Origin of the sequence: Psychrilyobacter atlanticus DSM 19335, assembly GCF_000426625.1 — a bacterium.
Taxonomy (GTDB): Bacteria; Fusobacteriota; Fusobacteriia; order Fusobacteriales; family Fusobacteriaceae; genus Psychrilyobacter; species Psychrilyobacter atlanticus.
In genome coordinates this window covers 343434-367537 of sequence record NZ_KE384548.1, presented here as the reverse complement: position 1 = coordinate 367537, position 24104 = coordinate 343434, and the positions used below count along the sequence as shown (strand labels likewise).

Sequence of the window (24104 nt, the reverse complement as noted above, 5' to 3'; positions counted from 1 at the left end):
ATTACTCTTTTTTATAGTATACCAAAATATTCTCTTTATTCATAAAAAGCAACGTGACGTTGCATCCAAATAAGCACAATCTCGATTTTATAATCTATTATTTATTCTGCAAATTTTATAATTTCCTAGATAATAAAAAAGGCAACATGATGTTACACATAAATAAAAAATGATTTCTATTTTATGTAGAAATCATTTTTTTATTAACTCTTTTCTCTTAATATATACGATATCTTTAATACCCTAACCAATTTCCCTCTCCACGTCCGTAAAAATATACTAGGATAAATATCCCCGATATTACCATAAGATAGATAAAATCAATAAATTTTAAAGGTATACTTTTATAATGTGTTCTTTTATTAAATCTGTCAAATCCTCTCCCTTCCATGGCAATAGCAACCCTTTCTGCTCTCCTAATATTTGTAGCAAGAAGAGGTATCGGAAGGGTAATCTTCTCTTTAAAAGTTTTTTTTCTTCCTCCAAGCCTAATATCCCTTGCATTTTTTATCATATTCATATCATTTTCCATCATTGGAAAGAACCTGAAAGCTACCATAATACCATAAGCTAGCCCTGGATTCAGCCTTAAATTCTGCATAAGACTCATCAACATCCTATTTGGGTCTATATTAAATAAAAAACTCATTGCTAATGTTCCAATTATAGCTACTCTTAAAAAGAGTTTTAGACCTAAGATAAAATTCCCATATGAAAAACTGTCATTAAAATTCCCACTTCCCCACAATAAATTAGTTATAAATATTCCAACTCCAAACAACAATAATGGAGATATTTTTAATAGACTTTTTTTAGTTAGATTCTTTTCAATCAAAGCTATTATGAACGTAAATCCTAAGATGAGAAAAAGCCCCTCTACTGTAAATACTAGAAAAGACAAGATTACCCCTAGTAGGTTACACCCTAATTTTATTATTGGATTTATCTCTCTAAACATCTTTTCACTTCCTCATCGTTCCAAAGTTTTGTATTTTTTCCTATGATTTTTGCTTTTTCTAAAAATTCTCTATTTTCAAACAACTCTTTTACTGATCCAAAGTATGAATTTTCTCCCTCTTTTAAAACCAGTGCTTTCATTGCATATTCCTTTACTATCTCCATATTATGGGTAATTATAATTATTCCCATACCTTTTTTAGCTAGACCTTTTATTTGTATCATCAATTCTCTAGTATTATAATAATCCAATCCAAAAGTTGGTTCATCTAAGATTAATACATTATGCTTTTTTGATAACATTATCGCCACTGAAAGCCTTCTTTTTTGGCCTCCAGAGAGAGTAAATGGATTTTCATTTTTTACCCCCTCTAAATTATACTTGTCTAAAATAGTATCTACACAGATCTCTTCTCCATGAATTTCCTTAAAGAGTTCTATCTCATCTCTTACAGAATCTTTTATAAATTGGTGTTCAGGATTTTGAAAAACATAAGTTAGTTCACTATATAGTTTTTCTTTTGACATTTTTTTAATATTTTTACCCCTGTAAGATACTTCACCATTAAATCTCGATTCCATTCCACCTAAAATTTTAGATAAAGTAGTCTTTCCAGCTCCATTTTTTCCTAATAGTGCTACAATTTCACCTGAATTTACATCAAAGGAAAGATCATTTAATATGGTTTTTTCTGCATATTTAAAATTTAATTTTTTTATTTCTAAAAGTTTATCACTTTTATTCGAAGACATCTTATTACAGATACTTTTATCCTCTTCTGTATTTTTAGATAAGCCAAGTTCTATTAAAATATCACTATTTTTATCTAAAAAATCTTTTCCACTACTATCAACTCTTATAGTCCCATTTTTATCTATAACAATTGCCCTTGTTATTCTATCTAACCATTCTTCAAAATTATGCTCTACAAGGAGGTACCCAATATCAAGAGATGTTATTAATTCATTTATTTCACACCTTCCTAAGGTATCTAAATTTGCTGTAGGTTCATCTAACAGCAACATTTTACTTTCTACTGCTAATGAAGAACCTATGGCAACTTTTTGCTGCTCTCCTCCTGAAAGATTAGATAACATCTCTCTTTTTTTATCTTTCATTTTTACTTGCTCTAATACTTTATCTATTTTTTCCCCTATTTTCTCTGAAGGAGTACAAAAATTCTCCAATGAAAAAGCTATCTCATCTTCAGGATACATTGTACAAAATTGATTCTCTGGATCTTGAAAAACTATTCCAAAATTCTTGGCTATCTCTATAGGAGACATCTCTTCTATATCTGTGCCATCAATTCTAATCTTTCCCTTTACTTCTCCTAGATTATTTCTTTGAATAATCCCAAGAAGACAAAGTAAAAGGCTGCTCTTTCCATATCCACTAGGTGATAGCAGGAGTATTTTTTCATTAGTATCAAAACTTAAATTGATATTTGAAAGTGTTTCCTTCTTATGTCCATAATATTTCAAACTAAAATTTATTAATTCTACCCTAGCCATTTATTTTTATCCTCCTTTCTCTTCCCAGTGAAAATGTGTTTAGACTACCTGTTGATGCTAGAGTATCAGCTACCATCTTACCGCCATATCCTCCTATCAAACCACCAGAAATCACTCTAATTATTAACATCATAACAACCATTTTTACCGGTAAATGAGAAAATCCATACATAATATATGAGTATAAAAATGTTCCTAAACTGGGAAATATCCCTGCTAAAATTAAAACAAACGTATTGTATTTCTTGTAACCTGTTATCGTAAATGCTAATTCACTAGAGGCCCCTTGAATTGCTGCTCCTATTAACATCGTTACTCCTACTGGTGTTCCTAGTAAAACCTCTGACATCGCCGCCATCATCTCACCAAGGAATGCACACCCTGGTTTTCTAATTATATACATACTTGTTACTGCTGACATAAACCAGATACCGTATACTATATCTGTTCCAATAGGCCCAAATATTGCATTAAATATTCCCCAAGCTCCTACACCACCAATATAAATAACTGCATATGCCATCGATAGCACCGCCATAACTACTATCTCTCTCATATTTAGCTTATTCTTTATTATTTTACTCCCCTCCCAACCTTTTAATAATAATTTCTTTAACTTTATCTTTCCCTATTTTATCTTTTTATCTCCTCTCATCCCCATATCCCAAAAAGCTACCTCTAATCTTGTTACTTCCCTAAATATAATTTTTAATTTTTCTAATTTTTTATGACTTATACCATTACCGTAACTATTTAATTTTTCTACAAACTCAACCGTAGAAGACTGATAACCTTCTCCTCCATACATATGGATCCACTCTTTATATGGATTTCCTTCCAACACTGTTTTTTCATCTGCCAGCAACCTTTGTCCTATTTCTCCATATCCAATATAACAAGAAGCAATAGCAATCATTAGATCCAGGTAGTCACCACTCGCCCCAACATCTTTCATATATCTCGTATAAGCAATACACTCTATAGATTCTTCAGAACTTTCTAATTCATGTTTCTCTATCCCCCACTCTTTATACTGACTATGCAGTTCTAGTTCTCCCTCTGTTATCCATAGTGTACCCTCTAGAGCAAACTGTATCTCTTCTAAGCTTTCCCCTTTAAACGCCATCAATGCAAAACACCTTACATAGTGTAATAAATACAGGTAATCTTGTTTTAAATAATATCTGAATTTTTCTATATCCAATGTTCCATCTTGAAGCTGATCTATAAATTCCGGATGGGTATACTCATGCCATACATCCTTACACGCATCTTTTAGTTCTTCTAGTAATGTTTTTTCTTGTTCTATATTAGATACTGACATTAATTTTTCCCTCCTAAATTAAATTTATACATATGATCAATTGGTCCTTTCCCATTTCCAAGATCTATCTTACTTGAAATTGCACTGTATACGTAATTTTTTGCTTTTTTCACTGATTCTTCTACACTACCTCCTAAAGCTAAGTTAGCGGCAATAGCACTAGAAAGTGTACATCCTGTCCCATGAGTATTTTTATTATCTATAAAATCATTTTCAAAAATCTCATATTTGCCATCTTTGTAAAGTATATCAATTGCTTTTTTACTGGTTTCAAGGTGCCCTCCTTTAATTAGGATATAGCCTTTATAATAACTAGATATCTTTTGACATGCTTTTTTCATCTCATCTTCATTAGTTATCTCAAACCCACATAATATCTCTGCTTCCGGCAGATTAGGAGTGATGATAGAAGCCAGTGGCAATAATTCATCTACAAGAGTTTCCCTAGCTTCTTTTTCTAACAAAGTATGACCACTTGTTGATACCATTACTGTATCTAAAACTATGTTTTTTGCATCATAGTTTCTCAATTTTTTTGAAATTATTTTTATTATCTCTGTGTTAGATACCATCCCTATCTTTACTGCCATGGGATATATATCTTCAAATACTGCATCTATTTGATCCTCTATTATTTCTTTATTTATATTTTGAATAGATCTTACCCCAGTTGTATTTTGTGCTGTAATTGCTGTTATTACACTCATTCCAAATGTATTATGCATTGTAAAAGTTTTTAAATCTGCTTGTATTCCAGCTCCTCCACTAGAGTCACTTCCTGCTATAGTTAATACTGTATTCATCTCTTTCCCTCCACCTTTAAAAAAAGTTTTTTTTGCTAAATTAAAGAGTATCTTCGACTCTTTGTATGTGTCTTCTGCCCCATATATAGCTGATACAACCGCTACCCCTGCTATTCCTGTACCTTCTAATTTTAATATATTTGATCTATTTATCCCTCCTATAGCCACCATAGGAATTTTAGAACCTAAAGATAATGCCTTTAAATCAGAATACGAAACATTGTCTGCATCGAGTTTTGTTGTAGTTGCAAACACCGCTCCTACCCCATAATAATCAATATCGCTGTCTATACTTTTATCTAGATGTTCCCTTGTTTGAATCGATAAACCTATGATTTTATCTTCACCCAAAATCTTTCTAGCCTCTGTCGGTGAGATATCTCCCTGACCTATATGCACCCCTTCACAATCTATCTCCTTACACACACCTATATTATCGTTGATAATTAACTTGATGCCCTTTTTATCTGTTATTTTTTTTACTTTTTTTCCCAATTTAATAAAACTATCGGTATCCATATTTTTTTCCCTCAATTGAATTATTGTTACTCCAGCATCTATAGATTGTTCAATCTTTTGAAAATATTCTTCCCAAGATAGACCCCCTTTAGAAATAACACCATAGAGAAGAAGATCTCTCTTCTTTATTCTAGTTGTATTCATAATTCAACACTTCCATAAATTCTTCAAATTTTATAGAACCAACCTTATCCAATATATTATTTTTTAATCTACTCAGTTCCCTTTTTTCTAAAGAGTTTGCAGCTATTTCTCCACAAACACCCATCATTCCAACTCCATAGGTTGTTCCCATAAATATATTTTCTTTATTCCCTCCAAGGCTCACTCCTAATAATGCACTAATCATACAACCTGTTCCTGTAATATCAGACATTATATGATTCCCATTGGACAGATAAACAACTCTTTTACCATCTGTTACCACATCAACTTTTGATGTTACAGCAACAACACAATTATGTACTTTTGATACTTTTTTAGCTATTTCAAAGATACCTTCCTTAGTTAACTCTTTATCTGCAGTGCTCACATCCACTCCGTTAATATCATTATTTCCCTTTAGCAATCCCTTAATCTCACTGATATTCCCCTTAATTACCGATACCTTAACCTTGGATAATATCTCATCTACCCCATCAGTTCTTAACTTAGTAAACCCATAACCTACAGGATCTAAAATTACTGGTATTTCTTTAATATTAGCCATTTCTCCCGCTCTTATCATTGATTCTATAGTCCTTTCATTTATCGTTCCTATATTTATTACCAGGGAGCTGCATACTGATACAACCTCTTCTACCTCTAAAATACTGTCTGCCATGATGGGACTTCCATCAAAAGCTAATTGAATATTAGCACAATCATTTACCGTTACATAGTTTGTAATATTATGTACTAGGGGTCTGTTCTTCTCTATATTTTCCTTTACTTTTTTCAATTCATCTTTCATCTGTATAATTCCTTCCATTTTTCCTCCAAATCTCTTTATAAAACAAAAAGCAACATGATGTTGCATCCAAACAGGCATAATCTAGATCTTTATTATTTTTTATTTACTCCATAAACCTTATCGCAAAATTCTATGTTTACAAAGTGAACTACTAGCATTTTTGTGATGCTCTTGCGGGTATAATTTCCCAAACTACAAAAAAAAGATGCCTTAAACAAAGGCATCTTTAACAATAAAATATTATTTTATCACTTCCTACGCTAGAATTACCTAGATCAGGTTAAAGGTCGAGACTATCTTGTCTCCTCTCAGCCGTTACAGCTCCCTTGCTTTTCTATAATCTATCATAAATATATCTAAATGACAAATAAATTTCATTTTTATCTTTTAAAAAGAATAATTTCTTCCTCTTATAGTGTTCTGCGCTACTGCTAATTTAGCAATAGGTATTCTATATGGTGAACAACTTACATAAGCTAAACCGATTGAGTGGAAAAATTCAATACTTTTTGGATCTCCTCCATGTTCTCCACAAACACCTATCTTAAGACCTTTCTTTGCTGCTCTACCTAAAGTTGCTGCCATCTCCATCAATTTTCCTACACCCTTTATATCTATAGTTTCAAATGGATCTGCATCTAAGATATTTTTTTCTCTGTAGTCAGAGATAAACTTTCCTGCATCATCTCTTGAATATCCAAAAGTTATCTGAGTCAGGTCATTCGTTCCAAAACTAAAGAAGTCTGCTTTTTCTGCAATCTCATCAGCTGTAACACAAGCTCTAGGAACTTCTATCATCGTTCCTATTTTATATTCCATATCTATATCTGAGTTTTCAATTACTTCATCTACTATTAATACTAATCTATCTCTCAAGTATCCAAGTTCTTCTACTTTTCCTACTAATGGAATCATTATTTCAGGTTTCACTTCGATTCCAGATTTTTTAACTTCTATCGCAGCTTCAATGATTGCTCTAGACTGCATCTCATAGATCTCAGGGTAAGTTATTCCTAATCTACACCCACGATGACCCAGCATAGGGTTTAATTCTTCTAACTTTAACATTCTATTATCTATCTCTTCCATGGTAATTCCCATAGATTCTGTTAACTTTAATTTCTCTTCTATCTCTCTTGGTAAGAACTCATGTAGTGGAGGATCGATCAATCTTACTGTTACAGAATTCCCTTTCATTGCTTCAAATATTCCTTTAAAATCAAGTCTTTGAAGAGGTAAAATACTCTCTAAAGCTATCTTTCTTTCGTGACTATTTTCAGCTAAGATCATCTCTCTAACATGATTTATCTTTTTTTCCTCGAAAAACATATGTTCAGTTCTACAAAGACCTATTCCATTTGCTCCAAAGTCATAAGCAACTTTGGCATCTAAAGGTGTATCAGCATTTGCCAAAACCTTCATTGCTCCAATTTCACTAGACCAATCCAGGATCATCTTAAATTCATCTGTTAATCCAGAGTCACTTTTATTAAGCTCACCTAAGTATACATTTCCTGTACTTCCATTTAATGATATACATTCTCCCTCAGAGACCGTGATATTTCCTACTTTAAATTCTCTTCTTTCTTCATCTAAGTCAAGTGATCCACATCCACAGATACAGCATCTACCCATTCCACGGGCAACTACTGCTGCATGGGAAGTCATCCCTCCACGAACAGTTAATATTCCATCTGCTATATTCATTCCTTCAATATCTTCTGGTGAAGTTTCTAATCTTACTAAGATTCCGCCATTATTTTCCTTTATTTTTTCTGAACTAAAGTATACTTTTCCTGTTGCAGCACCTGGTGATGCAGCTAATCCAGTCACTAAAACTTCTGAATTTGATAACTCTTCTTCTGAAAATGTTGGATGTAGTAACTGTGAGATCATCTCAGGTTCTATCATCATTATAGCTTTTTCCTTAGTTATTATACCTTCATTAACTAAATCTGTAGCTACTTTTATAGCCGCATTTGCAGTTCTCTTACCATTTCTTGTCTGAAGGATGTATAATTTATGATTTTCAATAGTAAATTCTATATCCTGCATATCTTTATAGTGATCTTCTAAAAGGCCACATAGATCTATTAACTCTTTATAAGTTTCAGGCATTACATTTTCTAATTCTTCTATCTTTTTTGGAGTTCTTATTCCTGCTACTACATCTTCCCCTTGAGCATCGATTAAAAATTCACCAAACAATTTATTTTCACCACAAGATGGATTTCTAGTAAATACTACTCCTGTACCTGAAGTATCTCCCATATTACCAAATACCATAGATTGAACTGTAACTCCTGTTCCAATATCATGTGGGATATTATTTAAATTACGGTAGTAGATAGCTCTAGGATTGTTCCAAGAGCTAAATACTGCTTCGATTGCTGCTAACAGTTGGTCCATTGGATCTTCTGGAAACTTAAAGTTTACTTCTGATTTGAAGAGTTTTTTATATTCTTTAATATAAGTTTCTTTTTTAGTTCCATTCTTCTCAAGTTCTTTTTCAAGTAAATCATACTTGTACTTTTCAATTCCATATACTACCTCCGAAAACATTTGTATAAATCTTTTATAACTATTAAATGCAAACTCTTCATTTCCTGTTTGCGTTGCAAGTAACTTATATGTTTTGTCATTTAAACCTAAGTTTAAGATTGTATCCATCATTCCAGGCATAGATATGGCAGCACCAGATCTTACTGAAACAAAAAGTGGATTATCTCCTCCAAATTTTTTATCTGTCACGGCCTCTAAGTTCTTTAAGTTTTGCTCTATATCTTTCTTTAAGCCCTTCCATACTTTTTTTTGCTCTTCATAGTATTTCATACAAGCTTCTGTCGTTATAACAAATCCTTGTGGAATTGGTAATCCTAATTTAGTCATTTCAGAAAGGTTTGCACCTTTTCCTCCTAATAAAGACTTCATTTCCTTTCCACCGTCGTTAAAGGAATAAATAAATTTTTTCATGAGTTAATCCTCCTTGAGTATTATGCTTTTATTAATTTTAAGATGATCTCTGCCGTTTCTTCAATGGCTTTTTGTGATACATCTATTACTGGACACCGTAATTTTTTCATTATACTGTCTGAATAATCCAATTCTTCCAATATTCTTCCGAAGGATGCATAACTAGATGCTCTCTCCTCTGCTTTCATTGTTTTTAACCTTTCTTCTCTTATCTTGTTTAACTTATCTATAGATATGGTCAACCCAATTACCTGAGTTGCCTCAAAGATCTCTTTTGGAATAGGTACTTCTGGAACCAATGGTATATTTATTATCTTTAATCCACTTTTATTGGCTAAATAGATTGACAGGGGTGTTTTAGATGTCCTGGATAAACCCACAATCAGAAGATCCGCTTCTAATATTCCCCGGCTTATCTTTCCATCGTCATACTTTACTGCAAATTCCATAGCCTCAATACGTTTAAAATACTTTTCATCCATCTTCTTAAATGAATTTGCTTTAGATTTTTTAAATAATTTTTTAAATCCATATTTTAAAATTTTAAAAGTATCAAAATATGTTATGTCTTTTTCTATACAAAACTTTTCTAGTTTTCGAAGCTGTTTTTTATCTTTTAAACTGTAAAAAACTAAATTTTGAGAATTTATAACTTCTAATTTTTCAAATTCTTTCTGGGTTATCTGTATTAGTTTAAAATCTTCCCGATTCAATTCATCTTTAATTACTTTTAAGATAACTTCTGAGTCCACTATAGCGTCATCTTTAATAAAATATATATCAATAATAGAAATCCCTCCTGCTACCTACGTCAACTATAATAAAGTCTCAAACAAAACCTTACTTAGATCCGTTTTCGAAATCTTCCCTACAATTTTATATCCATTTAATTCTTTAGAATACTCAACTATCGGCAGGGAATCTACCTCTTTTTTTACAATTATTTCAGCAGCTTCAAACAATGTAGCATCTGTAGTACAAAAGTGTATATTCGGCATTCTGCTCATTATCAAGCTGATTGGCAGAGACGAAAGATCCATCCCTCCTATAGCTGCTTTAAGTAGATCTTTTCTAGAAACCACACCAGAAAGTAAATCTCCATTGGTTATATAGATTGTCCCTGAATCTCTTGTAAAAATTTCTACTATTCCATCATGGATAGAATTTTTCTCCGAGAGGATCAAAGCTTCTCCTATAAATTCTGTTACATTTATATCTTTCAATGAAGAACTATCTATTTTTTTAGGCTTTTGAGGATTCAAACTGTATCCTACCTTAGTTTTAGATTTTATAATCTCTGATTTTATTAAAAAAGAAAAGTCCGTTCTCAGAGCTGATCTTGTAACTCCTAAAACCTTTGCTATTTTTTCTCCTGTAATCGAACCATTCATTCTAATAATTTCTATTATTCTATATTGTCTTTCAGATAAATTCATAAATTCTCCTTTTTTAGTGTTCACAAATACCTTGTAATTATTTTATCAACCTATCTTTGATCATATAATAATCTTTTGTCGGGTAAAAGTCAACCTTTTTTATTAATTTTTGACCTTTTTTTGTCATTTTTTTCCAACTATAAGTGTACATTAATATCTTCCTATCAAACTTCCGTTTCTATACATCTTCAAAAGAACCCTTAACTCCTTCAAACTCTTTATGAGAAGCTCTCCTGTTTCCGTATCTTTAACTTTTTTTCTCTCTGCCTTATCCACTAATTGTATTACTGATATTATCTCATGACTATCTTCAATGGCTTTTTCAATATTTTTAAATGGTTTATGAGAAGCTAATCTGAGTCCATAAGAATTATAGATTAAAGTATATCCTGCAGTCCCGGTACTCGATTGATAGGCTTTGGATAACCCACCGTCAATCACTAACAATTTTTTACCTGCCCTTATAGGCAGTTCTCCATTTTTAGCCAGCACAGGTGTATGACCATTTATAACATGACCATTTTCTTTTAAAACTCCAAAATGGTCCATAAGTTTTAATATTATTCCTTCATCTTCTCTCAATGTATAGTATGGGTTCTTCTTCTCTTTATGAGTTTCCTTCTCTTTGATAAAATACCTTTCAAAAGTTTTCATCTCCTCTTTCCCAAAAAGAGGTGAATATTCTCCTGTCCACATATACCAGAACCAGTCTAAATCTTTTTCACTTCCCTTAAAGTAAGCTTTACGAGCTAACTTTTCAAATTTATCCATGAGCTCCTTACCGCAGTATTCCTCCCCTTCTATATTAAAACATTTATAAGTTCCTTCTGAATCCATTGGAATACAACCATGAAACATCAGCTGATTGTTATATTTTAAATATATATTTCCATTGGAAAAGAAAAAATGGATATGTTTTTGCAGCTTGTCGCTCTTTTTAAAATATTTAGCTATCTTCTTTATTACCTCTTCCTCCCTCTCTGTTAATTTATAGGGATCTTTCGGGTCTATTGTAGGAAAATTATTACTGGTTAATTTATATTCCTTTCCATTTAATGTAATTGTTCCCTTAGTCTGGTCTATTTTATCTAAAAGCATCCTATTTTCCATATTAAATTCCGGTCTTTTTTTAATAACTTTAGCCTCTAATTTAAACTGAATAATAGCTATAGCTTTATGCATCTGTCCCCTTACATACTGTTCCTTCTCATTAAACAATTCATCACTATTGGCTATAGGTAAAAACTCTTTACACGGATCCCCCCCATAAGTTTCCATAGCAAACCTGCCTAGAGGGAGTAAGTTTATCCCATATCCCTCCTCCAAAGTTTTTAAATTACTATATCGAAGAGATATTCTGAGAACGTTGGCCACGCAGGCAAGATGACCCTTGGATGCTCCTACCCATAATATATCGTGGTTCCCCCATTGAATATCGCAGTCATGATGCCCTATTAGATTATCCATAATCTTATGGGGATCTGCTCCCCTATCATATATATCTCCTAAAATATGCAGTTTATCTACCGACAGCTGCTGGATCAGATTAACAGTTTTTATTATAAAATCATCTGCTATCTCCAACTCTATTACTGTAGATATGATCTGAGAGTAATATTCCTCTTTATTAAAGTCCTTGCTGTTCAGTGTCAAAAACTCCTCCAATATATAGGCATATTCATCGGGTAATGCTTTCCTTACTTTGGATCTGGTATATTTAGACGACACTAATCGAAATATAGATATAATCCTTTTTATAGATACCCTGTACCAATGAGCTTTTTCATATTCATTCAATTTTAATCCTTCCAATATCTTTTCAGGATAAAAAATTAATTTAGAAAAATTATGTTTTTCCTCCAAGGAAAGTATATCTCCAAAAAGTTCATCTACCTTTATTTTCAAACTTCCCGAGGCCGTCTTCACCAAATGCCTGAAAGCGTGGTATTCTCCATGAAGGTCTGTCAGATAGTGTTCTGTCCCCTTAGGAAGGTTCAGTATAGCTTCTAAATTTATAATTTCACTAGTGACTTCACCTATATTTTTATATCTATTCGATAATAATTCATAGTACTTTCTTTCCATTTTACACCTGCCCTAATTTATTATTTATGTGCACTAATTCTCTTTAAATATAGTTTACTCACTTTATATCCAAAATGCAACTTAAATAAAAGCCATTGACAAATCTTTTAAAATATATTAAAGTTTAAATGTGCATATGCACAAAAATGGAGGGGATTATGAGAGGTAAAAAGAAAAGGTGTTGCCGATTTTTAGAAAATGAAATTGTATATAAGCCAAGAGGTATTACCATGAAAGAGATTACAACAAACAATATTGAGGCTGATGAATTTGAAGCCATTAGAATTTGTGACTATGAAGGTTTGAGTCAAATCGAAGCCAGTGTATTGATGGGGATCTCCCGTGGAACAATCCAAAGACTATTAAATTCTGGAAGAAAAAAAATTGTCGACAGCTTTTTGAATGAAAAAGCTATAGTTATAAAAAACAAACATTAACTATAAGCTAAAATACAAGGAGGAAGAAAATTATGGAATTGAAAATTGCGTTTCCTACAAATGACAGATTAAACGTTGAGGAACACTTCGGACACTGCAGCGAATTTAAAATATTGAATACAAAGGATGGGAAAGTAATATCGGAAGAATTTCTTACACCGCCACCCCATGAACCTGGTGTACTGCCAAGATTTTTAGGGGAACAGAAGATCACTACTATTATCACTGGCGGAATGGGAGCCATGGCCATAAACCTATTCAAAGTACAAGAGATAGACGTTATATTAGGAGCTACTGGAAGTATCACAGAAAATCTAAATACATTTTTAGATGGTCAGCTGGCATCTACTGGATCTGCTTGCAGTCATCATCACGGAGATCATGATTGTAATCATTAAAAATAAAATTAATTATAATAAGCCGAATTTATTTCGGCTTATCCTAAAAATTTAAATTTTGATAAACAAATATTTTGCTTATTGATTGTTAAAAATAAAAGGAGGCAATATGAGAATATCTATATGTTCAAAAAAAGCAGGATTAGACAGTTTGGTCGATGAAAGATTTGGCAGATCAGAAAACTTCACTATTATAGATTTGGATACAGATATAGTTGAAACCATTGAAAATACAGCTAAAAACGATCCCAGCGGTGCAGGGGGAGAAGCGGTAAGATTACTTTCAAAATATAAGGTAGATGTCGCTGTGGTTCCCCACTTAGGTCCTAAAGCTGAAAAAGCTATGGAAGCTTTTGAAATAAAAACCATTTCCCAAGGGGATTATAAAATTGTAGGAGAGATTTTAGAAGCATATAAAGCCGGTAAATTAAAAGAAATAGTAAAAATAAAAGGATTGACTAGACTATGAAAATAGCTGTATTAAGCGGAAAAGGGGGAACTGGTAAAACTACTGTCACTTCTAACTTCGCTGTAAATATAAAAAACTCTATAAGTATAGATTCTGATGTGGAGGAACCAAATTTACATATTTTTATGGATATGAAGAAACCAGCTTTTAAACCGGTATATACACTCTATCCCTCTATCGACGAAAACCTCTGCAACCTCTGTGGCAGATGTGGAGAATTTTGTAACTACCATGCTATAATTCCTGCCAAAAATCAAGTGATTGTCTTCAGCGAAAGTTGTCATGACTGTGGTGGGTGTAAATTAGTGTGTCCAAATGGCGCTATCACGTATAAAAAACGTGAGATTGGACAAATTTTTAGCGGCAGATCAAAATATGATACAGAACTTCACTATGGACTATTGAACATAGGTGAGATGTCAGGGGTAAAAATTATAGATCAATTAAAACAATCTACCGATTCAGATGAAAATATAATTTTTATCGACTCCCCTCCTGGGACTTCATGTGCCACAGTGGCAGCAGTGGAAGATGCAGATTATGCTGTAATCGTCTCTGAACCGACACCTTTCGGAGTCAGTGATATGAAGATGGTTGTAGAGATGCTTCGTCAAATGAAAATACCTTTTGGACTGATTATAAATAAAGCGGGATTAGGAGATGAGGAGATCTATCATTACTGCAGGGATGAAAATATAGAAATTTTAGGAGAGATCCCCTTTGATAAAAGGATAGCCGAACTCTATGCCCATGGAAAAATATTCAGTATTTCCCTGCCTGAGTACAAAAACTTATTCACTGATATCTATAAAAATATTATAGAAGAAAGGAGGTCATTATGAGTATAAATGAAATTATAATTATCTCCGGTAAAGGTGGCACTGGAAAAACAACTTTAGCGGCTTCCCTAATTCCATATTTAGATGATTTGATTATCGCCGACTGTGATGTCGATGCTCCAGATCTAAATATTTTACTCGATCCTCAAATAAAATCTACCAGTAAGTTTATAGGATTAAAAAAAGCAATTATAGATAGCGATAGATGCACCCACTGCGGGCTATGCCAAACACACTGTAAATTTTCTGCTATCTCAAAAGGGATTATATTAAATCAATCTAAATGTGAAGGTTGTGGCGTTTGTGAATTTATATGCCCCCAGGATGCAATTTCAATGAAAGACGCAGTAGTAGGTGAGCTCTATGAATCAGAGACAACTTTTGAAAATTTTGTTCATGCAAAACTCATCCCCGGGGAAGAAACTTCCGGAAAATTAGTTGCTGAAGTCAGAAAAAAAGCCAAGGCATCGGCAGTTTTAAATAATAAAAAAAATATTATAGTAGACGGTTCCCCCGGTATCGCCTGCAATGTTATTAGTTCTATTACAGGAGCCAGCCAGGTTATAATAGTTACTGAATCTACTTTTTCAGGACTTCATGATCTCAAAAGAATCTATGAATTAACTAAAAAATTTAACCTCAAGGTCCAGGTAGTTATTAATAAATTTGACCTATCTCTTCATCACAGCGAAATGATAGAAAAATATTGCTTAGAAAATAATATTGTAGTAGGATTAAAAATCCCATTTACTAAAAAAATAGTAAGATCTATTGTAAGTAAAACTATTCCTTCTGTAGGGGAAAAAGATTTCTTTAGAGATATAGGTTTTTTTAATTTTGTAGATAGTTTAAGTTTAGTTTAAAAAGAAAAAAACATAAATTTTCGACAATACGAAAATTTATGTTTTTTATTCATCCAAGAAAATAACGTGACGTTACATCAAGTGTTACGTTGTTTTTATTTACAATATTCGATTACTAATTTAGCTGTATTTAAAAGTCCATCTACATGGGTTCTTTCATATGAATGAGATGAGTCTACTCCAGGTCCAATAAGAGCATGTTTAATTTGTGCTCCTCCACGTAAAAGTGCACTAGCATCTGATCCATAGTATTTATAAATATCTATAACATAATCAATCTCTTCTTCACAGCATAAATTAACCAGACGTTTTTTCATCTCCAAATCATATGGCCCTGAAGAATCCTTAGCACAAATAGTCACCTTATTTTCTTTTGAAGTCTGACCTATCCCTGGAGATGCCATATCTATAGCCAATATTTCCTGAGTTAATGATGTTGCAATTCCTGCCGCACCATGACCAACTTCCTCGTAGTTAGATATAAAGAACTCCAATGTATACTCTGGAACTATCTCAGTTTCCATAAGATATTTACAAACTCCTAATATAATTGCTACTCCTGCTTTATTATCCAAATGACGACTCTTAACAAATCCAGACTGAGTAACCTCTACCCTTGGATCTAAATATACAAAATCTCCTACATTAATTCCCAATTTTTTTATATCTTCTGCATTTTCTACCAGTTCGTCCAATCTTACTACCATATTATCTTCTGTTCTTTTATCTGATTTAGGAGCATCTCCATAGTTATGTACAGATGATTTTTCAAACAAGATCGTTCCTCTGATCTCTTCACCATTCATAGTAGATATAGTACAATATTCTCCATCTACAGAATTCCAAGAATATCCACCGATCTGAGTTAACTTTAAAAAACCATTAGATGTTATCTCCCTTACCATCCCACCTAAGGTATCGATATGGGCTGCAATTATTCTACTCTCCTCTTTTTTCCCAGGAAGAGTTGCTTTTAATGCTCCTTTGGGAGTTATCTCAGTTTTTACTCCTAATCTTTTAAATTCATCTCTGCATACTGCTATTGCCTTTTCAGTGTCACCACTAGGGCTGGGGATATTTAATATTTCCACTAATTTTTCTACCATATAATTTGTAATATACTTCATCTACTCTCTCCTTTTTTATAACTTAATTTTTTCATTTACAAAATCCATAATTGCTTCTTTTAAAATTATAGATTCTTCTTCTATCCTTTCATAGTTTCTCTTAAACCTTTCTACTTTAGCTTGATCTTTTAAAGATCCCAGGTTTATCTTTACGTTGAGTATAGCTCCTCTGATCCCTGTTTCCAAAAGCATAGCTCCTACTCCCAGGTCAGTTATCGCGTTAAGATTTCCGTATTCAGAGAAAAACGGAAGTAATTCCATAGCTTCTAAAGATGTTTTAGCTATCTCATAGGGAACTTCCGTAGCTTTTAAAGTAGCTTTTTGAATCTCCTCACTTCTGATTGCTTTATTTTCATCGGTATCCTTCGGCAGTTTAAATGCTCCCATAAGGTCATTAAAAGATTTAGTATCCTCATCTATTAATATTTCTACTCTTTTTCTTATTTTTAGAAGTCTTCTATGTTTTGTTAAAAACTCCTCTTTGATCATATCATCAAATTCTCTATATTTTTTCTTATCTATAACCAATGATGCCATCATACGAGACAGTGCTATCCCCAATGATGAAGATAAGGCTGCTACACTTCCTCCTCCAGGTGCTGGCGCATCTGAATCCACCACATCTATAAAGTCTCCTAATTCTATATTTAAATAACTCATATTTATCCCCCCTATCGCCTACGGCGAAATTGATAATTTTTTTATGTATAGTTACATTTGAAATCCATTCAGATTCCTTAATTGTATTTTATCTTTTCTCCGTATTTTACCTGTATAACTTATGGACTATTTTATACCTAATATATTACCTTACCATCTGCCACTACCTGAATTCCATTTTTATACACATCCTTAGTGTGGTTTATTCCAAAGTGATACATTATATACTCTAAATTTGGCGTGTCAAAAATTACAAAATCTGCTCTCTTTCCTTTGGTAATACTTCCAATTTCTTTTCCCCTGTCCACCGAATGAGCAGAGTTGACAGTAACTGCAGTAATAACCTCTTTAGGAGTCATTTTTAATTTTAATGATCCCAGCTGCATAGCCAGCTGTAAATTCTCTGTAGGAGAACTTCCAGGATTATAATCTGTAGACAGAGCTACTGCTACACCTTTTTCTATCATCTGACGAGCATGTGCATAATCTTTATTTAAATTAAATGAAGTTGCAGGCAGGATATCAGCTATCACTCCAGCTTCAGCCATGTCCTCCATCCCTTTTTCACTGGCAGCCATAAGATGATCTGCAGAAAACGCTCCTAACTCTGCCGATAATTCTGCTCCCCCTAAGGTTACAATTTCATCTGCATGGATCTTTACTTTAAATCCAAGGTCCTTAGCAGCATTTAATATCTTCCTGGTTTCCTCTATTGAAAAAACTCCTTCTTCACAGAAAACATCACAAAATTCAGCCAATTCCTTTTCTTTGATCATAGGTAGAGCTCCTATTATTTCACTAATAAATTCTTCCCTCTTCCCTTTATATTCAGGTGGTAAAGCATGAGCCCCTAAATATGTTGATACCAAATCTATAGGATGGTCTTCATTTAATTTTTTTACAACTTCTAATTGTTTTAATTCAGTTTCAATATCCAGCCCGTACCCGCTCTTAGCTTCTACAGTGGTTACACCAAAAGATAACATAATATCCAAACTTTTTTTAGCTTTTTCATATAATTCTTCAAAACTGGCCTGCCTTGTGGAATTTACCGTACTCAAAATTCCCCCTCCGGCATTTAAGATATCCATATAGGGAACCCCTTCTAATTTTTTAGAAAATTCATTTTCACGACTACCCCCATGAACCAGGTGTGTGTGCGGGTCTATCAAACCAGGAGTTACGGTCAGTCCCATGGCATCCTTTATCAATGTCGATTCCCCAATATATTTTTTATCTACTTCTCCTGTCCCTGTCTCTAAAAATTTTCCATCCTTAATAACTATATAACCATCTTTTATTATCTCAACTTCACCCATTTCTTTTCCGGCTCTGGCTTTTTTGCCCTCACCCAGGGTAATTAAATTTCCTATATTCTTTACAATTAACTCCGCATACATCTTAGTATATCCCCCCATACGACCTTCGGCCGAATTTATAATTAAACTCTTTTATTTTACCCTATAAATTAGATTCTAAAACCTTCTCCATTGAAAAGCCATCTAAACCTAAATAATATTCCATACTCATAGCAAGGGCTTCCATAGGTACACTTCCTATGATCTCACTTCCTAATACTGGAACCCCATATCTTTTAGCTTCCATCTTCACAGTTTCAAAAACCCTGTAAAGGGGAGTTTTTTTGTAGTTTACTACATTCATAGTCACCTGTACTATCCCTTTTTCCTTCAATTCTGCCGGTCCGGCTTTTATATATCTGAATCCACCACTAGAATGTCTGATCGCCTTAGCAATATTTTTTGCTACATTTACGTCTGTTGTTCCTAAGTTTATATTAAAAGCTACCAAAGGTAACCTGGCTCCTACTCCTACCACTCCTGCAGTTCTATGAGGCATACACTCTCCAAAATCAGGTTTCCATTGAGGATCCTTCATTTTTTCTGCCATCCCTTCAAACTGACCTTTTCTCACAGTGGCAAGATTAATTCTTTCCTTGCAGGTAGCTGCCTCCTCATATAAAAATACCGGAACTTTATAGTCATCAGCTATCCTTTTCCCCAATGTTATAGCCAGCTCTATACACTCCTCCATCTCTATATTTTTAATGGGTATAAAAGGTACTACATCTGTAGCTCCCATCCTGGAGTGTTCTCCCCTATGAACATTCAAATCTATTAATTTTGTTGCAATTCCTATTGCCTCATATACAGCTTCCAATACTTTTAACGGTTCTCCGATTATGTTTACAACTGTTCTATTGTAATCTTTATCTGGTTCTACACTGAGGAGTTTTACCCCCTCTCTATTTTTCAAAGGAGCAATTATTTTTTCTATCTTTTCTAAATCTTTTCCCTCACTAAAATTAGGCACACATTGTATCACTTGTTTCAACATACCCTTGACCTCCTAAAAATTTTAAATTTTGTACACCACTATATTAGTACTTTTTTCTCCTTTTTCCAATTTTTTCTGGATTTTTTTAAAAAGGTAAGTGAAAAAAATATTTTTGATTTCATTTTTTTTATGATATAATATAATTCATGTTCAAATTTAGTATTTTAAAAAGGAAGGTATATTATGTGTAAAGAAAACATGTACGATAATTATGAAACAGCAGGTAATGTTGTTAAGATGGGAATTAAAAAGGCAAATAGTAAAAGTATAAATATATTTTTATTTGGTATCTTAGGCGGATTTTTTATCGCTTTGGGATATATGGGGTATATGACCGTTACCCAGACAATGAGAACCAGGGTAGATACAGGATTAGCCAGCTTCTTAGGAGCCAGTGTCTTTCCGGTTGGTATAATGTTATGTATAGTTGTAGGAGGATCATTATTTACCAGTAATAACTTGCTGACCCTTGCACTATTTGACAAAAAAATCAGTTTAAAAGATTTATTCAGAAACTGGACCTTTGTATGGCTGGGTAACTTCACAGGTTCTATAATAGCAGCTGTACTAGCTATCACAGCTGGACTATATAAATCTGAAGCTATCTATTCTGTAGCTGTCCACATGGCAGAACATAAGGCAGTTTTAGGATTTTCTGAAGCTGTAGCCAGTGCTTTCTTCTGTAATGTTTTAGTGGCCTTAGGTGTTTGGATGACAATGTCTGCTAAAGATCTGGTTTCTAAAGTTATAGGTGTCTGGTTCCCAGTTATGCTATTTGTACTCTGCGGATTTCAGCATGTAGTTGCTAATATGTATGTTTTAAGCTTAGGAAAGATGTTAGGAGCTAACTATACTCTCGGAGAAATGTTTATGAATAACATTATTCCTGTTACCATTGGAAATGCTCTTTCTGGAGGATTAATTTTCCCCGCTATGTATTATTTCTTATTAGTAAAAAAACAAAAATAAATTTTAAATTAAAAGCCGGCAAATCTGCCGGCTTTTAATTTTTTAAAACCTTTTTTATTTTCCCCACTTCTCTTATTCAATATTTTTTAGTTTCTATTCCTCCTATCATCTCAAATTAAATAATCCTCTATAATTCATTAGTTAAAATTCATAGAATACACGTATTTCTAGCTATAAAAGTCCTAAAATAAACATATTTTTTAAACAAAAAATATTATTTCTTCGAACTTCCATTAATTTTCTATTAGAAAACTTAGAAAAATTTGACACTTTTTCTTATATTGTGATATCATCATTTTGTACATAATCAGACAAAATGTTTGTCAATAGTACTAAAAAGAGGAGGGAAGTATGAACGCAGAAATTCAAGTACAACTAGGCAAAAAGAAAATAGGTAAATTTGATAAATTTTTAAATTTTATCGAGGTAGCAGGTAATAAATTACCCCATCCTGTAGCAATGTTTTTTGGTTTCTTTATAATAACAATTTTTTTATCAGCAATATTAGCTAAAACAGGTATCTCAGTAACATACCAGGAAATATCTAGAGCCACTGGAGCTGTTATAGATAAAACAACTACTGTCCAAAGTTTATTGACAGCTTCTGGAATTAGAGGGATCTTAACCAGTGGAGTAGATAACTTTACCGGCCATGCAGCACTGGGATCTATTATCGTAGCCATGTTAGGTGTAGGCTTGGCTGAGGGATCCGGATTGATCAATGCAGTTATAAAAAAAGTAGTATTGTCTACTCCTAAATCTATGGTTGCAGGAATTGTAGTTTTTGCAGGAGTTATGTCTAACATTGCATCGGATGCAGGATATGTTGTATTAATCCCATTAGGAGCAATTATATTTGCTTCATTTGGCAGACATCCCCTTGCAGGACTTGCTGCAGCATTTGCAGGAGTCTCCGGAGGATTTTCAGCAAACTTATTGGTTGGAACTACAGATCCATTATTAGGCGGGATCACAACTACCGCAGCACAGATAGTTTTACCGGGGTATTCAGTTACTCCTACAGCAAATTTTTTCTTTATGGTAGCTTCTACATTTATGATAACAATCGTCGGAGGATTCATTACCGATAAAATTGTTGAACCCAGACTGGGAAAATATACAGGTCCTAAACTGGATCTAGATGCCGGTTCGGAAATATCTAAAGATGAGATCAAGGGAATGAGATTTGCAGGAATCGGGATGCTGGTATTTTTAGGAGCTGTCATCATGATGACCATCCCGGAAAACGGACTCCTTAGATGGACTCCGTCTGAGATTCAAAATTTTGTCACAGAAAACGGTAGAACTCCCAGCAGTATGGAGATCTTAAAACCATTTTTCAGTCAGTCTATTGTTTATATCCTTATGATGTTCTTCTTCATACCGGGATTATTATTTGGAATCGGAGCTAAAACAATAAAAAGTCATAGAGATGTAATAGCTTCACTGAATAAAGCTATGGCATCTTGCGGAGCTATCCTGGTAATAATATTTGTTTCAGCACAATTCGTATATGTGTTTACAAAATCAAATATTGGAATTATCATTGCAGTAAACTTGGCTGACCTTATGAAATCTATGGGAATAAGTGGAGTATGGGCAGCTGTAGGACTTATCTTCTTAACTGCTTTTATAAACTTATTTATTGGAGGAGCTTCTTCTAAATGGCTCATGTTATCTCCTGTATTCATCCCTATGTTTGCTCAATTAGGTCTGTCACCTGAGTATACACAGCTGGCTTACAGGATTGGAGATTCTACAACTAATATTATATCTCCTCTTATGTCATACTTTCCAATTGTAGTAGCATTTGCTGCAAAGTATGCATCTAAAAAGGATGGAATGGGAATAGGAACAATCATAGCTATGATGCTTCCTTATTCGATTATATTCTTAGTAGTTTGGAGTATTATGTTCCTAGCTTGGAGTTTCTTAGGTCTTCCAATAGGACCGGGAGTATCGATGTTTATATAAGTTATACACAAAAAGGCTGCTCAAGATCTTGAGCAGCCTTTTTATTTTAATTTAAGGATGGCTTTTTTTTATGGGAAACTATCTGCCTGTATTTTCCTGTATGAGGGTCTACAGGAATATTTTCTGCTTTCTCTATTATTATTTTTATATCCTTATCAAGATTTTTAGACTTTAAAAATTCAATTATCATAGGCAGTATTTCTTTTTCAGGATCTACCTCTTCCCTTTCAACATATTTAATCTTTAAAGTATTTTTATCTTCCTGAACAAATTGAATTTTCTTTACATTATTAAAGTACATTCCTACCAGCTGAAGAGCAGTTAGTTTTTCCTGACTCCCATCTGTCCTTTCAAAATAAAGATCATCTACTACCCTTCCGGCAATTTCATCTATGAGGGTAAAGTTAAAATCCTGATCTTTAGATTTTTTTAACCTGTCTTCCATCCTATATCTTAGAAGGGGCATCACATAATTATAAAGGTTGGTCACTATGAGGTCTCCTACTTCTCCTACTTCTACTTCGTCCATCTTTTCATCCACTATCTCAAATTTATAATAATCATCAAAAAGAAATATTTGTCCTCTCTCTTGAATTTCCGATCCCATTCCCAAAGATTCAGTTGCCCCATAAAAATTTAAAGGTATTACCCCAAATGCTCTTTCAATTACCTCTTTTCTATTCCGGGTCAATTTATCTGCTGAACAGAATACTCTTTTTGGAAATATTCTTAATTTCCCATCCAGTTTTTCCTCTCCCAAGGCTGCTATAGATGAAGAATAGCCAGATAAAATAGTTGGCTGAAATTCATTTAACGCATCTATTATCTCCTGTAAATCACCATTTACATCTAAAGTCAGAGTTGTATAGTTTATATTTTTTGCTTCCTGTGCCAGATTATAACTGGCAAAATTTCCTCCTGTTGCTATAATAAAAGCAATCCTTTCTTTTTTTAATAGACTCATCTTATGGGATCTATCGACCCTTCCTATGATAAAAGCCTTTACTGTAGCCCATGCCTTCTGATCATAAACAAATATTGTAGGGTGACCCGTTGAACCCGAAGAAGTCATAGCCAAATATTTGCCCTTATATCTTCCACCCCAATTTTCCCTATGACTTATAAATTCTTCTAAATCTTCCCTCTTAAAATCTTCAGTACAGATAAGATCGTCGAAATGATCTGCAATAATATCTTTATCAATTGTAGGATATTTATTGTAATCTATAGTTTTATAGTTTTCCAGAGTTATCCCATGTTTTCCATAGAATTCACGATAAAATTTTGAATTTTTTAATACATGTTCAATCAGATCATTCAGTTTACTGTTCTGGATCTCCAGGATTTCATCCCGTGAACGTTTATTATTTTTTTTTATATTATAAACCTCTTTAAGTAAGTGCATGATTTCCATAAATATCCCCTCCTCTATCTATAAATCTCTTACTA

General features: G+C 33.2%; 22 protein-coding genes and 1 riboswitch. Of the genes, 7 read left to right on the top strand and 15 right to left on the bottom strand.

Going from position 1 to position 24104, the window contains the following annotated elements; genetic code table 11:
- Positions 1–235: 235 nt before the first annotated feature.
- The 10 genes from K337_RS0113525 to K337_RS0113475 all read right to left on the bottom strand — a co-directional run bounded on the left by K337_RS0113525 (position 236) and on the right by K337_RS0113475 (position 12564).
- Positions 236–958, bottom strand: a complete 723-nt coding sequence (locus tag K337_RS0113525) for an energy-coupling factor transporter transmembrane component T family protein (protein ID WP_028857073.1) — start codon at positions 956–958, stop codon at positions 236–238.
- Complete coding sequence (locus K337_RS0113520; RefSeq protein WP_028857072.1) at positions 943–2472, bottom strand: ABC transporter ATP-binding protein; 1530 nt, start codon at positions 2470–2472, stop codon at positions 943–945. The genes K337_RS0113525 and K337_RS0113520 overlap by 16 nt, the downstream gene beginning before the upstream one ends.
- Complete coding sequence (locus K337_RS0113515; protein WP_037029936.1) at positions 2465–3028, bottom strand: ECF transporter S component; 564 nt, start codon at positions 3026–3028, stop codon at positions 2465–2467. Before K337_RS0113515 ends, K337_RS0113520 begins: the two co-directional genes overlap by 8 nt.
- A 72-nt stretch (positions 3029–3100) precedes the next feature.
- Positions 3101–3796, bottom strand: a complete 696-nt coding sequence (gene tenA, locus K337_RS0113510; protein ID WP_051251791.1) for a thiaminase II — start codon at positions 3794–3796, stop codon at positions 3101–3103.
- Positions 3796–5262 (bottom strand): bifunctional hydroxymethylpyrimidine kinase/phosphomethylpyrimidine kinase, encoded by a 1467-nt coding sequence (gene thiD / locus K337_RS19640; RefSeq protein WP_028857069.1) that lies wholly within the window; start codon positions 5260–5262, stop codon positions 3796–3798. Before thiD ends, tenA begins: the two co-directional genes overlap by 1 nt.
- Positions 5249–6088, bottom strand: coding sequence for a hydroxyethylthiazole kinase (gene thiM, locus K337_RS0113500; protein WP_028857068.1), 840 nt, complete (start codon positions 6086–6088; stop codon positions 5249–5251). The genes thiD and thiM overlap by 14 nt, the downstream gene beginning before the upstream one ends.
- 217 nt (positions 6089–6305) lie before the next feature.
- Positions 6306–6408, bottom strand: a riboswitch (TPP riboswitch).
- A 49-nt stretch (positions 6409–6457) separates the two neighbouring features.
- Positions 6458–9043, bottom strand: coding sequence for a pyruvate, phosphate dikinase (gene ppdK, locus K337_RS0113495; protein WP_028857067.1), 2586 nt, complete (start codon positions 9041–9043; stop codon positions 6458–6460).
- Positions 9044–9063: 20 nt separating this feature from the next.
- The gene (ppsR, locus tag K337_RS0113490; protein WP_051251790.1) at positions 9064–9795 is read right to left on the bottom strand and encodes a pyruvate, phosphate dikinase/phosphoenolpyruvate synthase regulator; all 732 of its coding nucleotides are present in this window, start codon (positions 9793–9795) and stop codon (positions 9064–9066) included.
- Between the two features lie 63 nt (positions 9796–9858).
- Positions 9859–10479, bottom strand: a complete 621-nt coding sequence (locus K337_RS0113485) for a CBS domain-containing protein (protein ID WP_028857065.1) — start codon at positions 10477–10479, stop codon at positions 9859–9861.
- A 150-nt stretch (positions 10480–10629) separates the two neighbouring features.
- Entirely contained in the window at positions 10630–12564 is a 1935-nt protein-coding gene (locus K337_RS0113475) for a fructose-bisphosphatase class III (RefSeq protein WP_028857064.1), read from the bottom strand.
- A 158-nt stretch (positions 12565–12722) separates the two neighbouring features.
- Between K337_RS0113475 and K337_RS0113470 the strand changes: the two genes are divergently transcribed.
- The 5 genes from K337_RS0113470 (at position 12723) to K337_RS0113450 (ending at position 15570) form a co-directional block, all read left to right on the top strand.
- On the top strand, positions 12723–13001 hold the full coding sequence (locus K337_RS0113470) for a DUF134 domain-containing protein (RefSeq protein ID WP_245584901.1): 279 nt from the start codon (positions 12723–12725) through the stop codon (positions 12999–13001).
- A 32-nt stretch (positions 13002–13033) separates the two neighbouring features.
- The gene (locus K337_RS0113465) at positions 13034–13399 is read left to right on the top strand and encodes a NifB/NifX family molybdenum-iron cluster-binding protein (protein ID WP_028857062.1); all 366 of its coding nucleotides are present in this window, start codon (positions 13034–13036) and stop codon (positions 13397–13399) included.
- A 109-nt stretch (positions 13400–13508) separates the two neighbouring features.
- Positions 13509–13868 carry a NifB/NifX family molybdenum-iron cluster-binding protein gene (locus tag K337_RS0113460; protein WP_028857061.1) on the top strand — a complete coding sequence of 120 codons (360 nt, stop codon included), beginning with the start codon at positions 13509–13511 and terminating at the stop codon, positions 13866–13868.
- Entirely contained in the window at positions 13865–14710 is an 846-nt protein-coding gene (locus K337_RS0113455; RefSeq protein WP_028857060.1) for an ATP-binding protein, read from the top strand. The genes K337_RS0113460 and K337_RS0113455 overlap by 4 nt, the downstream gene beginning before the upstream one ends.
- Complete coding sequence (locus tag K337_RS0113450; RefSeq protein WP_051251789.1) at positions 14707–15570, top strand: ATP-binding protein; 864 nt, start codon at positions 14707–14709, stop codon at positions 15568–15570. Before K337_RS0113455 ends, K337_RS0113450 begins: the two co-directional genes overlap by 4 nt.
- Positions 15571–15665: 95 nt before the next feature.
- On the opposite strand, the gene K337_RS0113445 is transcribed toward K337_RS0113450, so the two are convergent.
- From K337_RS0113445 to ftcD, 4 genes are all read right to left on the bottom strand, one after another.
- Entirely contained in the window at positions 15666–16697 is a 1032-nt protein-coding gene (locus K337_RS0113445; protein ID WP_028857058.1) for a M42 family metallopeptidase, read from the bottom strand.
- Between the two features lie 15 nt (positions 16698–16712).
- Positions 16713–17357 carry a cyclodeaminase/cyclohydrolase family protein gene (locus tag K337_RS0113440; RefSeq protein WP_028857057.1) on the bottom strand — a complete coding sequence of 215 codons (645 nt, stop codon included), beginning with the start codon at positions 17355–17357 and terminating at the stop codon, positions 16713–16715.
- Positions 17358–17494: 137 nt separating this feature from the next.
- A complete protein-coding gene (gene hutI, locus K337_RS0113435) occupies positions 17495–18757 on the bottom strand; it encodes an imidazolonepropionase (protein WP_028857056.1) in 1263 nt (420 codons plus the stop codon).
- A gap of 61 nt (positions 18758–18818) precedes the next feature.
- Positions 18819–19709, bottom strand: coding sequence for a glutamate formimidoyltransferase (gene ftcD, locus K337_RS0113430; RefSeq protein ID WP_028857055.1), 891 nt, complete (start codon positions 19707–19709; stop codon positions 18819–18821).
- 186 nt (positions 19710–19895) lie between these two features.
- Between ftcD and K337_RS0113425 the strand changes: the two genes are divergently transcribed.
- A complete protein-coding gene (locus tag K337_RS0113425) occupies positions 19896–20681 on the top strand; it encodes a formate/nitrite transporter family protein (RefSeq protein ID WP_084140898.1) in 786 nt (261 codons plus the stop codon).
- A 351-nt stretch (positions 20682–21032) separates the two neighbouring features.
- On the top strand, positions 21033–22655 hold the full coding sequence (locus tag K337_RS0113420) for an AbgT family transporter (protein ID WP_028857053.1): 1623 nt from the start codon (positions 21033–21035) through the stop codon (positions 22653–22655).
- Between the two features lie 46 nt (positions 22656–22701).
- Here the strand turns inward: K337_RS0113420 and K337_RS0113415 are convergent, their stop codons facing one another.
- Positions 22702–24069 carry a phenylacetate--CoA ligase family protein gene (locus K337_RS0113415; RefSeq protein ID WP_028857052.1) on the bottom strand — a complete coding sequence of 456 codons (1368 nt, stop codon included), beginning with the start codon at positions 24067–24069 and terminating at the stop codon, positions 22702–22704.
- Positions 24070–24104 lie beyond the last annotated feature (35 nt).